Genomic DNA, 12288 nt, shown 5'->3' with positions numbered 1-12288 from the left:
TAAACGAGCACACTAGTGTGCTCGTTTATTTATTAGAAGGAAGACGCTCCCAACCGTATGCTTCGTCTTCAACTTTAGTTTCTCCAAACTGACTTGTGCGATTCAAGATTTTTTTGCCGCCTAATTTTTTATAAAACTGAGTCGCTTTCTTATTTTTTTTCATAGCCCAAATAATCATAGACGTATATTGCTGATCAGCAAATTCTTTTACTGAATGAGAAAATAGAAGATGACCAATTCCTTGGTTTTGCACTTCCTTGCAAACGTATAGCGCGTATATTTCAGCACGGGACAAATGAGGCTTACCTGCTGAAAAGCCGACAATCTTTCCTTGTTCATCGATAGCGAGCAAAATAAAATGAGAAGGCTCGGTAAGAAAAAGGGACCATTTTTCTGTACTTTGTTCATAAGACAAGCTTTTTAAATAAGCACCAGGTACTAACCCTTTGTATGTAATGCGCCAGCTGTCTACGTATAGACGGGCAACAGAAGGGATGTTAGAGGAAGTAGCTTTAATAATTTTCATTAAAAAATCTCCTTTTTTAAATATTAAGGCATATATTATAACTTTCAGCCTAAGAATATTATGAAAATAGATCATAATTTTCCAGTAATTCATAAAATGGTAAAAAAGGTGGTGTTCATTCTCACTCTATCACGGTAAAGTGAGAATATACATTTGTTTTGTTGTTTTAATTTTTGCTATATGTATAATGTCTAACGATCTATTTGTTATTCACCTTTACTAGTCTATCAAATAGTTTTGTTAAAGCCAAAGGGGCATAGGGTAAGTAATGTCAATTCAGCTGCGTTTTATTTTAACGTATATCAGTATTGTGTTTGTCTTTATTATTTTGCTTTTTTTATCGGGCTTTCTCATTTTCTTCTCCATTACTGGAGACGCCGATTTTGTAAGAAAACTGTACAGTCACTCCTATGAGTACAAATTGTTAACGCCAGAAGAAGAAAATGCATTCTTGGATTTAAAGTTATTGAGTGAAGAAAAACCGGAGCAGCTGCTGCGGCCGGAGACGGTTAAAAAATATGAATTTGAAAATATTGATATTGTGATTCAAAAAAACAAAGAGGTTGTATATGCTTCAGAATCCATTAAAGGAGAAAACCTTCGTAAATACTTGCCAAAGCATCAAAAAAGTAAAGGAAATCATTCGTATCAGCAGGACATGCTGCGCATAGGCAAGCAGTACTTTACATATATCAACCTTGATTTTCCTTTCTCGAATCAAGAAAAAGGAAGCATTTACGTTTTGCGAAAAATCAGCCCTTATGTAGGCATTATTAATCGAATTTTCCCTTTTTTAATCTTTCTACTATTAATTTTAGTAATTGTGATTATTGGATTTTTAAACTATCTTGTTTCAAGAAGCATTATTAAACCCATTCGTGAATTAAAAGAAGCGGCTGAAAAAATAAAACAAGGTGATCTTCACTTTGAGATCTCTGCTAATTCAAGGGATGAAATAGGCGAATTAACACAAGCTTTTGAAGAAATGAGGCAAAAACTAAAATCTTCTGTTGAACTGCAAATTCAGTATGAAGATAACCGAAAGCAGCTGCTTTCAAGTATTTCACACGATCTGCGAACTCCTATTACTTCCATTGTAGGGTATGTAGAAGGAATTCAAGATGGAGTAGCTAATACGCCAGATAAGCTCTCTAAATATTTGTTAACGATTTCAACGAAAGCAAAAGACATGAATGCGTTAATCGATGAGCTGTTTTTATTTTCTAAATTGGATTTGCACGAAATTCCATTTGTGTTTAAAAAACTTAATATTTCAGCATTTATGGAAAGTTATGTGCAAGAGCTTCAGTTTGAAATGAGCGAACATGATATTGATGTTTTATTTTCTAATGATTCTCTAACGACACTGTATGCAAAGGCAGATGCTGAGCAGCTACGGAGAGTTTTAATAAATTTAACAACCAACAGCATTAAATTTATGGATAAAGAAAGAAGAAGAATTGATATCGTTCTTTCTGCTACCGAAAGTGAACTCATTATTGAAGTAAAAGACAACGGCGCAGGAATTTCACCTGAAGCATTAGCGCATATTTTTGACCGGTTTTATCGAGCAGAACAGTCCCGCAACAGCAATACTGGAGGAAGTGGACTTGGACTAGCCATTGCAAAACAAATTGTTGAACGCCACGGGGGAGACATCTGGGCACTAAGTAAGCTTGGCGAAGGAACAAGTATTTTCTTTTCTTTGCAAAAAATGAATGAAAATGGTGATACACATGAAGAAGATATTATTAATTGAAGATGAAGTAAGTATTGCTGAATTGCAAAGAGATTATTTAGAAATTAACGATTTTGAAATAGACGTTCAATATAGCGGGGATAAGGGATTAGAAAAAGCGTTAAATGAACATTTTGATCTGGTTATTTTGGATATTATGCTCCCTAAAGTGAGCGGATTTGAAGTGTGCAAGCAAATTCGAGCTGCAAAAGATATTCCAATCATTTTAGTTTCAGCTAAAAAAGAAGAAATTGATAAAATTAGAGGGCTCGGGCTAGGTGCAGATGACTATATTACCAAGCCATTCAGCCCTGGGGAGCTGGTCGCAAGAGTCAAAGCGCATTTAGCGAGATATGAAAGACTCTCCGATAAGCAGGAAAAGCGTATGATTCGCATTCATGGCTTAGCGATTGATACGCTCGCTAGAAGAGTATTTGTGAATGACAAAGAAGTGTTTTTTACAGCGAAGGAATTCGATTTGCTGAAGTTTATCGTTTCTCATCCAAATCAAGTATTAAGTAAAGAACATCTATTTGAAAAAATTTGGGGATTTGATTCTTCAGGGGATATTTCAACCGTAACAGTTCACATTCGAAAACTAAGAGAAAAGTTAGAAGAAAACCCAGCAGATCCTCAGTACCTAGAAACGGTTTGGGGAGCAGGGTACCGGTTTAATATTTAAAAAAAGAGATCCGAACGATTAATCGTTCGGATCTCTTTTTTATTACGTAGTAACGATTCTATGACGAGCTTTAATCTTACTCACGGGAGGTTCTGAGGAAAATATATTTTTTTCACCGATTTTATCATATAGACCGGTTGACTTTAACATTTCTTTCGGCTGGTGCTGTAAGCCAGAAATAACGACTTGGCTATGCGAATCTTTCAAACGTTCGACCACCTTCGATAGTAAAGCTTCTCCAGATGTATCAATAAAGGAGACTTGGCTCATTCGAAGCAATAAAACTTTCGGTTTCGCTTCAGCGATCTTATCGAAGGAATCTTCTAATACTTCAGCTGATCCAAAGAAAAGAGATCCTTGCATAGTATATTCCATCAAATCAGATTTGTGAGCGTTTTCAGATGTTTCCGCTAAAACCTTTGAAATCTTCAGTGATCCGCTCATTCGTTTCACAAACATAACAATAGCTAAAAGTAGACCCACGCCTACACCTGTTGTTAAATCGATTGAAACTGTTAATAAAAACGTAGCTACAAGTACAAATGAATCAGCTGACTTCGTTTTTAAAATATGCGCAAATTCTTTACGCTCACTCATATTCCAAGCCACAAACATTAAAATAGGTGCCATACTTGCCAGCGGAATGTTTGATGCATAAGGAGCCAGCATCACAAGGACCAATAAAACAACTAAGCCGTGTATGACTCCTGATAACGGAGAAGCTGCGCCGTTTTTGATATTGGTAGCTGTTCTGGCAATGGCACCAGTTGCTGGAATTCCGCCAAATAGAGAGGTAGCAATATTAGCAATTCCTTGGCCCACAAGCTCTTTATTGCTATTATGCTTGGTTTTGGCCATATTATCAGCAACAACAGCCGATAGTAAAGATTCAATACCGCCAAGCATCGCAATTACGCAGGCAGCCGGAAATAGCATCACGATGTTATCCCATGTTAAATCTGGGAAGCTAAAAGATGGTAGTTTACTCGGAATGGCACCGTAAGTAGAGCCAATCGTTGCCACTTTTCCTGGGAACAGTGTAATGGCTACAAGTGTGGAGACAAGAAGACCTAGAAGGGCACCCGGAATTTTAGGTAAAAACTTTGGCGTTGTAATCACGATAGCTAAACAAATAGCGGCTATGATGACGCTGTAAATGTTAATCGTTGCAATTTTTCGTAGGATTTCAATCATATTTAAATGAAATTCCTCATGCTTTGCAATTCCTTTTAATCCTAAAAAGTTAGCGATTTGACCTGAGAAGATAATAATCGCAATTCCTGCTGTAAATCCAATCGTCACAGGGCGCGGAATAAACTTTATAAATTTCCCTAGCTTAAATATTCCGAGAAGCGTAATCATAATTCCAGCCATAAAGCCGGCAATAATGAGGTTCTCATAACCATATTGCATGACAACTCCAAGCAGCACCGGAACAAATGCACCTGTTGGACCTGCAATTTGAAATTTCGATCCGCCTAATATTGAAACCATAATCCCTGCGATAATGGTTGTATAAATCCCGTATTCAGGTCTTACACCAGAAGCGATGGCAAAGGCCATTGCTAAAGGAATAGCAACGACCCCAACAACCAAACCGGCGATAATGTCTTTTTGTAAATGCCCTGCTGAATAGCCTTGAAATCGGTTATCTTTTAGCATTCGATAAAATCCTCCTTCATGAGCTTAAGGTTTCAGCTCGGTCTTGGGAATAGCCGTTGACAACGACGTCAAGTTTTCCTGTTGAAGGATGAATAACCATTCCAGAAACAAGTACGTCTTTTGGTAATAAAGGGTGATTTCGAATCATATCCACACTGTTTTCGACACTATCTTCTACACATTCAAACCCAGTCAGCCATGATTCTAAATCAATACCGGCATATTTTAGATTACGAATCTGTTCCGCGCTGATCCCTCTTTGTTCAGCAGAGGCTAAAATAGCTTCAGCTTTCATGCCCGTCATTCCACATTCATGATGACCGATGACACATACTTCATCAGCTTGCAAAGCGTAGACGGCAACTAATATACTTCTCATGACGCTGCCAAAAGGATGGGAGATAACAGCTCCGGCATTTTTCACTATTTTTGCATCTCCATTTTTTAGCCCCATGGCTTTAGGAAGTAATTCTAACAAACGTGTATCCATACAAGTTAAGATGACTATTTTTTTGTTAGGAAATTTGGATGTTTGAAAAGCCTCAAATTGATTATTTGTTACAAATTTTTCATTAAACTTTAAAACTTCAGATAGACAAGTCATTGTTTTCCTCCTGCGTTATTTATTTTTAACTTATTTTTTAGTCTAAAGATAAAGTTTAAAAACGAACTAAATAAAATATTAAAATTTTCTTAAAATATTCAGAAAAAACTTATAAATAAATCACATTTATATGCGTGAAATTATGTAAGCGTATTCTTTCTTTGTTTTCACGAAAAATAGGAATTATATGTTAAAATGGTACAAAGTTGGAATTGTCTAAAAGAATGGTAGAGAGGAGGAAGGCAAAAGTGAAGGCTCTTATAGCAATAGGCCTTATTTTTTGTTATTTAGTAGGGTGCAGTTCTAATGCCCAAGTCACCAACGACAAAGAAATGGGGGAGAATATTCAGCAATCATTTGAAAAAAAAGATGTAAGCTCAGTGGATGTATCGAAGTTAAGTGATTTTAAATGGGAAAAAGGATATTTGTTAACAAACAAAAGCAAGAAAGCCGACGTAGAAAAACTTGTAAACGCACCGATCAGTGAAGAGGTAATGAAAAAAATATCTGCTGCTAATCAAATGCTTGTGTTTGTACACGAAGGAGAAGTTGTCCGCTATGTAGAACTACCCCAGGATTTCATAGCGCATGATAAAAACCAACTTGAATTTTCATTTTCTCATTCTGAACTAAAATTTAATAAAAAAAGGGAGGGCAAGCCTATAAAAGCAGGAGATAAAACGTTAAGTTTAGAAGATGCTTTAGCTATAGAATCAATTATGAAACAAATTCAATGGAAAAAAGCTGATTACAGCATCGCTCTTGATCCAGATGTACAGCTTACTTATGAAGGAGTCGTATACAATGTACGATTCACCGCCGAGAGTGCGGAACTTACTTCTAAAAGAAGAGGGGTATACGGTAAAGTAACAGGAGAAACAGCACAGCAGTTATATGACATATTGATGTAACCTATTGATTTATCAATAGGTTTTTTTGGTGCACATATTTTTTAAATTCACATAAAATGTATTGATATTATTGACATTAACGTTAACGTTAATCTATAATAGTAATATATAATTGACGTTAACGTTAATGTTAAAGGGAGGTGAAGGGGAAAACATGTATTTAATCGATGACGTGACGAAAATGACAGGTTTGACCAAGCGTGCTCTTCGGTATTATGAAGAGATTGGACTCATTTTGCCCCCGCAGCGCACAAAGGGAAATGCACGGATTTATTCCGAAGAAGAGGTAAAAGAACTAAGGAAAGTAGCAGAAGCAAAAGAAGTTCTTGGTTTTTCTTTACAGGAGCTGCAGCAGTTTATGTCGCTCAAAAGAATGATTGAAGAAAGAAGTGAGCAACAAGGATTATCAGCGAAAGAGATAACTAAAATAGAAAATTTACTGGAAAATCAAATCAAGATGATTGAATTTAAAATGATTAAAATGCAGGCATTTAAAACAGAATTAAAAGAAATGCGAGAATCTGCTATGGAAATACATGAAAAAACAAAAACAAAAGGAGAGATGAAAGAGTGGAAGGACAGCATTCAAATAACCGATTAGGTCAAATTATTACGGTAGTAGCTACTTTTTTAGCATTTATGGGAATCGGGGTAGTAGATCCGATTTTACCGGAGATTGCTAAGCAAATTGGAGCTTCTCATTGGCAAGTAGAAATGTTATTTACTTCCTATTTGTTAATGATGGCTATTATGATGATTCCAGCAGGTATCTTAGCATCACGTGTAGGAGACAAGCGTTTGATGGTAACAGGACTTATCATTGTGACGATTTTTGCAGCACTATGCGGGTTTTCTAACAATATTCCTCAGCTTTCCATTTTCCGAGCAGGATGGGGACTTGGTAATTCGTTTTTCTTTGCAACAGCTATGACGCTGCTTATTGCATTGTCAGGTGAAGTGAAAAAAGCAGTAGGGTTATATGAAGCTGCAATTGGTTTGGGAATGGCCGGAGGACCGCTTGTAGGCGGCGTGTTAGGAAATGCTTCTTGGAGATTGCCGTTTTTCGGTACAAGTGCTTTAATTTTTATCGCCTTTATTTTAGTATTAACGATTGTTAAACAGCCTGCAAGCACTAAGCCTCGTAAAGCAGCGGGTTTTAAAGACATGGTTAAACTTTATAAATTAAAACCATTTACTCAAGGCGCTGTATCAGGCATGCTTTATTACTACGGATTTTTTACAGTGTTAGCTTATACGCCGCTTATTCTATCGATCGGAGCTCTTCAAATTGGCTTTGTTTTCTTTGGATGGGGGTTATGTTTAGCTTATGGCTCAGCGGTTTTAGCACATCAGTTAGAAAAAAGATATCAGCCAAAACAAGTGTTACATGTTAGCTTAATTGTTTTTTCACTTATTTTAATTTGTTTATTCGCCTTTGATGCAACATGGTTGCGCATTGTTTTAATCATGGCAGCAGGTCTTGTATCAGGACTTAATAATGCATTATTTACGAGTCATGTAATGGAAGTATCTCCTTATGAACGAGGAATTACATCTGGAGGATATAATTTCTTAAGATGGTTAGGTGCAGCTTTTGCTCCTTTATTATCAGGAGTTATCGGCAATGCCGTAGCGCCTCAAGCTCCTTTTCTCGTAGCAGCGATTCTTGGATTGCTAGCTTTTGTTATTATGGTTATAAAAGTAAAAACAACTTCTCAAACGAATGAAGCTGTATCTAAATAACCGCTGAAATAAAAGGCTTTTTCTTGTAAAAAGCCTTTTATTTTGTTTTATGTTATAATAGTAAAAACGTTTTTAATCATAAATATGAAACTCTTTACCAACTTGTACGTATACTTTATATGTACATAAAACTTTTTAGGAGCGTGATGCCCATGGCCACCTGTCAAAATTGTAATCATAAATGGAACTGGAGGACAACCTTTAAACAACTGTTAACATTTAGAAACGTTTTAGAATGCCCACACTGTGACAAACAACAGTATATCTCTGCAAAATCCCAAAAGCGATTATCAATCTACTCATTTGCACCCCTTATTATTTGGCTTATTCTCTCACTATTTGACTTTTCTTTTCCATCCATTGTTGTCGCGGAGCTTATTTTCTTCATAGCAGCGGTTATTATGATGCCACTTTCTTATGAAGTAAGCAGCGAAGAAGAACCCTTGTGGTAATAAAAAAACCTTCCGTTAAAACGGAAGGTTTTTTATGCGGCTTTACCGTCTAGCTGTTGTCCGTGATGGCGTTGATAATACACCCACCCAGCATTCAATAGTAGAAGAACACTGGTTGTTAAGAATACGTAAGGAATTCCTTTAGCTCCGGCAATTTGTCCGCCAATAACTGGACCGGCTAAATTCCCAAAATATTGCGCTGTTTGATTATAGCCAAACATTTTACCTGTAATAGAGTCCGGTACAATTTTCTTTAAATAAGAATTAATAGAAGGTAATAATCCTCCCATTGCAAAACCGAGTAAAAAACGAAGTAAGAATAGCTGCCAAGTACTATGCACAAAGGCCTGTAAGCCGCAAATAACCGCTACGATGAGCAGGCATATTTGAAGCACATTTTGAGGACCAACGCGATCGCTGACTTTGCCAAGTCTGGATGCAGCTAAAATATTTGATATTCCTGTTGCCGCCACGACAAAACCTGAAATAAGGGCAAGGTGATCGGTATGAGTAGACAGTTGTTTTACATACAGTGTAACGATTGGCTGAATAGCCATAACCGCAAGCTGCAGTAAAAAAGTTGTAACAAATACACCAATCACGGCCTTTGAATTTTTAAGAGACAGTAACCCAATGTTAGATTCTTTCGTCGTTTTCGCCGTCTCTTTTTTGTCTTCTTGAATTAAATTTACAATTAAAAAAGACAAAAACATAAATGCACCCGTCACGAAAAAGACGTGGCGTAGCCCGATTGTATCTCCTAAGTAGCCGCCTACTAGCGGTCCTAATAAAGATCCTGATACAGCCCCTGTAGACAACGTACCTAATGCTTTACCGCTGTGCTCTTTAGGTGTTTGAGTCGCTACTAACGTAATGGCTGCAGAGATGAAGCCGGAAACGGCGCCCATTAAAAAGCGCAGTCCGACAAGCTGATAGACATTTTGCACAAAACCAATAGAAGTCATAACAACTGCCATACCCAAGCTTGCGCGAAGGAGCATAAGCTTTCGCCCATATTTATCGGCCAAACTCCCCCATAAAGGAGAAACAATAGCCGCCATTAAAAAGGTAGATCCAAAGGCAATACCAGCCCATCTGCTGATGGAGCTTGTATCGTGAACTCCCAGCTTTTCAATGTAAAGCGGTAAAAACGGAATAACTAAACTCATCCCGGCTGTGGTGCAAAAAGAACCGAACCAGCAAATATACAAGTTTCGTTTCCATAATTCCATTCTATTTCCTTCTTTCGTTGTGCCGCATGGCGTGAAAACAACAAAAGAGCGAAACCATACGGCCTGCTCTTTTAGCATACATGCAGCATCTTTTTGTTAGTTTAAATTATACCATATATCAGAAATATTTAAAAATAAAATGATTCACTTAGTGAACTATTAACGTGAAATGACATCGGAGTTGGAATAATGGTTTGGCTCAATTTAATTGCAATTTTGATTTTACCTAAACCTGCTTTAATAACTTTAAAAGATTATCGCCAGCAGAGAAAACTAGGAATAGACCCTATCTTTTCTCCAAGAAAATTAGGAATTCAAAACGCTGATTATTGGGACGAGGAATATCAGCATGATCAAGATAAGGAAAATGTTTCATCAATCAAAAAAGCCAGCTGGGGTTATCCCGTTGGCTTTTTTGATTGATGAAGAAGCTCTTTTGACCGCTTGAAAATGGTAATGATTCCTTCTTTTCGGGTATAATGTGGCGTGAAGCGTCCTCAATTTATTTTCGTTTGAGCATTTATTTATAATAGAAGACATATAAAAGGACGGTGGTATGTAAATGACTAAAAAAGAAAATGAATCCATTTATATTCAGCAGCATTTAGCAAATGAACGAACGTATTTAGCGTGGATTCGAACGTCTATTGCCACACTCGGCATTGGCTTTGTTGCAGGCGGCCTACATTTCAATTCCGGAAAAAAATTAAGTGAAGAAGCCGATACTCTTATTATTGCTGTTATTATCTTTTCTTTAGCTGCAAGTGCAGGTTTGCTTCTCTTCTCAACCTATCATTATTTTTCAACCCGCAAAAAAATTAACAGCCAAACGTATCAATCTTCTCACGCTTTGGTTATTTTTGTTTCAATGATTATGCTGATGCTGATCGGCGCTCTTATGTTTTACTTTTTTAACATAGCGTAAAAAAGTTTAAGAAGTAAGAAAAAAGGGAAATCAGCCCCAAAGAATTTATGGTTTTATGAAAGAAAAAGAAAATCTATTGATATGGTGGTAATGGCAGATGTAATTATAATAATTATCTTCTTTATGAACCGGCTGTATAATTTTACAGGTTAAATTCTTTGTTAACCGCGGATAATGGAAAAGGAAAGCTTTATAAGCCGAAACTTATCCAATATATGTTGAACATAAAAATTGAATATGAATTTCACTACAAAGTGAAGCGAAAGTAAAGGAGAACGCTGTTATGATTCAAACATCTAAGACCGTTGCCGCTCGTTTTTTTACGGAGCGTTTCTTTGATCAGGCTGCTCAAACAGCCTACTATTTTTTGTTATCTTTTGTACCGTTTATTATCTTTCTTTTTTCTCTGCTGAGTTTCTTTCCAATTGATACAAACAATTTGCTGATATTTATTGAACCATTTACGCCTAAAAGCGCCTATGACGTAATTGAACGGTCAATTGAAACAGTTAACAATAGCGGGAAAAAAGTTTTATCTTTTAGTTTATTGGCGACTTTTTGGCTCGCATCTATGGCTATACAATCTTTGGTTCGCTCGTTAAATGACGCGTATCATATTCAAAGAAAACAAACGTTTTTGCGCGGTTTAATTAATGATTTAATTTTAACTTTTGGTTTTATGGTTGTGGTAGCTATTTCATTATTTGTACCAATTATTGAAGAGGTCATTCGACATTTGGTCCTAACAAAAGTCCATGTTCCTGACATATGGTTTCAAAGCTGGACGACAATTAGATGGGGAATTGGGACATTATTTTTATTAGGCTTTTTTATTCTTTTTTACAAGCTGATGCCAAGCGCAAGAGTAACGTGGAAAGATGTACTTCCAGGAGCTGTTTTCTCCACGCTAGGATGGCAAGTTGTATCTACCGGATTTGGATACTATGTCCAGTTTGGAAGCTACTCGCAAATCTATGGTCAGCTTGGAAGTATTATTATTTTAATGGTCTGGTTTTATTTAACGGCCGCTATTTTATTAATTGGCGGTTTAATAAACGGTAATAAGTTCATCAAAGCTCACAAGACAACGTATAGAGACGCGGAAAATGACTAGGGAAACCTAGTCGTTTTTTTTATATTCAGTTTTACAGTTAGAAAGTTTATCAAAAAAATACTGCGGGTAACTATTGAATATCTCGTTGCCTTCCCTTTACACACAACAAAAAAGCAGTAGGAGTTCACGTTGAGATGGGGTGGAAAATTGAATAATTTTAATCGGTTTTTAATCGCAATTATTGGAATTGCAGGACTGATTTGTTCCGGTATGTTAGCACTGATGGTTTATAGGGTTCCTCACCTTTCAAACTGGTTAGAAAAGTGGCAGCATCAGGAGTGGTTTTACTACACAATTTTATCAATAAGCGCATTTTTAGCTGTTATTTTTATTATTTTTCTTTTAACAGGCATATTTAGCAGACCGCCTAAAAAGAATTTAGCAATTGTAACTGGTGAAGGCAAAATAACAATTTCTAAAGCAACGATCGAATCTACAGCTTTACGAGCAATTAGAAGCTTTCAGGGAATACGCTCTCCTGAAGTCCATGCCTCTATTCATTCTCGCAAAGAAAAAGTTAGTCTGTATATCAACTGTTCGTTGTTTGGACGAGATGGACTACCAACACTAGGAAAAGAGATGCAGCTTGAAACAAAACGCGCCGTGGAGGCCTTACTCGAGCTTCCCGTTCACTCGGTCCGTATTGACTTAACAGATACACAAACACGAAAGAAAGAGCGTGTTGTGTGATGAAGGAGG

At 36.7% G+C, this 12288-nt stretch carries 13 protein-coding genes and 1 pseudogene; 10 read left to right on the top strand and 4 right to left on the bottom strand.

Translation table 11 applies throughout. The features are described from left to right. Window positions 1-25: 25 nt before the first annotated feature. The gene (locus tag POF52_RS20970; RefSeq protein WP_271994595.1) at window positions 26-526 is read right to left on the bottom strand and encodes a GNAT family N-acetyltransferase; all 501 of its coding nucleotides are present in this window, start codon (window positions 524-526) and stop codon (window positions 26-28) included. Between the two features lie 268 nt (window positions 527-794). On the opposite strand from POF52_RS20970, the gene POF52_RS20965 reads away from it, so the two are divergent. After that, a complete protein-coding gene (locus POF52_RS20965; RefSeq protein WP_271994593.1) occupies window positions 795-2285 on the top strand; it encodes a sensor histidine kinase in 1491 nt (496 codons plus the stop codon). Then, window positions 2263-2946, top strand: coding sequence for a response regulator transcription factor (locus tag POF52_RS20960; protein ID WP_013057296.1), 684 nt, complete (start codon window positions 2263-2265; stop codon window positions 2944-2946). Before POF52_RS20965 ends, POF52_RS20960 begins: the two co-directional genes overlap by 23 nt. Window positions 2947-2988: 42 nt before the next feature. Here POF52_RS20960 and POF52_RS20955 read toward each other — a convergent pair whose 3' ends face one another. Both POF52_RS20955 and POF52_RS20950 read right to left on the bottom strand, forming a co-directional pair. Next, window positions 2989-4608 (bottom strand): SulP family inorganic anion transporter, encoded by a 1620-nt coding sequence (locus tag POF52_RS20955; RefSeq protein ID WP_074896526.1) that lies wholly within the window; start codon window positions 4606-4608, stop codon window positions 2989-2991. Between the two features lie 16 nt (window positions 4609-4624). Beyond that, entirely contained in the window at window positions 4625-5212 is a 588-nt protein-coding gene (locus tag POF52_RS20950; protein WP_074896523.1) for a beta-class carbonic anhydrase, read from the bottom strand. A gap of 248 nt (window positions 5213-5460) precedes the next feature. Between POF52_RS20950 and POF52_RS20945 the strand changes: the two genes are divergently transcribed. From POF52_RS20945 to POF52_RS20930, 4 genes are all read left to right on the top strand, one after another. Then, window positions 5461-6123: a hypothetical protein gene (locus POF52_RS20945; protein ID WP_271994588.1), complete on the top strand. Its 663-nt coding sequence runs from the start codon at window positions 5461-5463 to the stop codon at window positions 6121-6123. 154 nt (window positions 6124-6277) lie between these two features. Then, window positions 6278-6724 carry a MerR family transcriptional regulator gene (locus POF52_RS20940; protein ID WP_271994586.1) on the top strand — a complete coding sequence of 149 codons (447 nt, stop codon included), beginning with the start codon at window positions 6278-6280 and terminating at the stop codon, window positions 6722-6724. Beyond that, on the top strand, window positions 6694-7866 hold the full coding sequence (locus POF52_RS20935) for an MFS transporter (RefSeq protein ID WP_043982867.1): 1173 nt from the start codon (window positions 6694-6696) through the stop codon (window positions 7864-7866). Before POF52_RS20940 ends, POF52_RS20935 begins: the two co-directional genes overlap by 31 nt. 152 nt (window positions 7867-8018) lie before the next feature. Further along, window positions 8019-8318 (top strand): TIGR04104 family putative zinc finger protein, encoded by a 300-nt coding sequence (locus tag POF52_RS20930; protein WP_028413131.1) that lies wholly within the window; start codon window positions 8019-8021, stop codon window positions 8316-8318. Window positions 8319-8350: 32 nt separating this feature from the next. Here POF52_RS20930 and POF52_RS20925 read toward each other — a convergent pair whose 3' ends face one another. After that, window positions 8351-9550: a multidrug efflux MFS transporter gene (locus tag POF52_RS20925; protein WP_271994830.1), complete on the bottom strand. Its 1200-nt coding sequence runs from the start codon at window positions 9548-9550 to the stop codon at window positions 8351-8353. Window positions 9551-9721: 171 nt separating this feature from the next. Between POF52_RS20925 and POF52_RS20920 the strand changes: the two are divergent. The 4 genes and pseudogenes from POF52_RS20920 to amaP all read left to right on the top strand — a co-directional run. Next, window positions 9722-9973: pseudogene (locus POF52_RS20920) on the top strand (alanine:cation symporter family protein); the annotation flags it as partial. A 139-nt stretch (window positions 9974-10112) separates the two neighbouring features. Next, a complete protein-coding gene (locus POF52_RS20915) occupies window positions 10113-10475 on the top strand; it encodes a YidH family protein (protein ID WP_075421678.1) in 363 nt (120 codons plus the stop codon). Between the two features lie 283 nt (window positions 10476-10758). Continuing rightward, entirely contained in the window at window positions 10759-11589 is an 831-nt protein-coding gene (locus POF52_RS20910; protein WP_013057287.1) for a YihY/virulence factor BrkB family protein, read from the top strand. 147 nt (window positions 11590-11736) lie between these two features. Beyond that, entirely contained in the window at window positions 11737-12279 is a 543-nt protein-coding gene (gene amaP, locus POF52_RS20905; protein WP_025751715.1) for an alkaline shock response membrane anchor protein AmaP, read from the top strand. Window positions 12280-12288 lie beyond the last annotated feature (9 nt).

Source organism: Priestia sp. AB (assembly GCF_028369225.1).
Taxonomy (GTDB): Bacteria; Bacillota; Bacilli; order Bacillales; family Bacillaceae_H; genus Priestia; species Priestia megaterium.
This window is presented reverse-complemented; position numbering and strand designations above follow the sequence as displayed.

What these genes read in the sequence shown, in the direction of transcription:
- POF52_RS20950 (WP_074896523.1), bottom strand. Translation starts at nt 5,212, where the DNA reads ATGACTTGTCTATCTGAAGTTTTAAAGTTTAATGAAAAATTTGTAACA.
- POF52_RS20955 (WP_074896526.1), bottom strand. Translation starts at nt 4,608, where the DNA reads ATGCTAAAAGATAACCGATTTCAAGGCTATTCAGCAGGGCATTTACAA.
- POF52_RS20915 (WP_075421678.1), top strand. Translation starts at nt 10,113, where the DNA reads ATGACTAAAAAAGAAAATGAATCCATTTATATTCAGCAGCATTTAGCA.
- POF52_RS20910 (WP_013057287.1), top strand. Translation starts at nt 10,759, where the DNA reads ATGATTCAAACATCTAAGACCGTTGCCGCTCGTTTTTTTACGGAGCGT.
- POF52_RS20925 (WP_271994830.1), bottom strand. Translation starts at nt 9,550, where the DNA reads ATGGAATTATGGAAACGAAACTTGTATATTTGCTGGTTCGGTTCTTTT.
- POF52_RS20965 (WP_271994593.1), top strand. Translation starts at nt 795, where the DNA reads ATGTCAATTCAGCTGCGTTTTATTTTAACGTATATCAGTATTGTGTTT.
- POF52_RS20960 (WP_013057296.1), top strand. Translation starts at nt 2,263, where the DNA reads ATGAAGAAGATATTATTAATTGAAGATGAAGTAAGTATTGCTGAATTG.
- POF52_RS20970 (WP_271994595.1), bottom strand. Translation starts at nt 526, where the DNA reads ATGAAAATTATTAAAGCTACTTCCTCTAACATCCCTTCTGTTGCCCGT.
- POF52_RS20930 (WP_028413131.1), top strand. Translation starts at nt 8,019, where the DNA reads ATGGCCACCTGTCAAAATTGTAATCATAAATGGAACTGGAGGACAACC.
- POF52_RS20940 (WP_271994586.1), top strand. Translation starts at nt 6,278, where the DNA reads ATGTATTTAATCGATGACGTGACGAAAATGACAGGTTTGACCAAGCGT.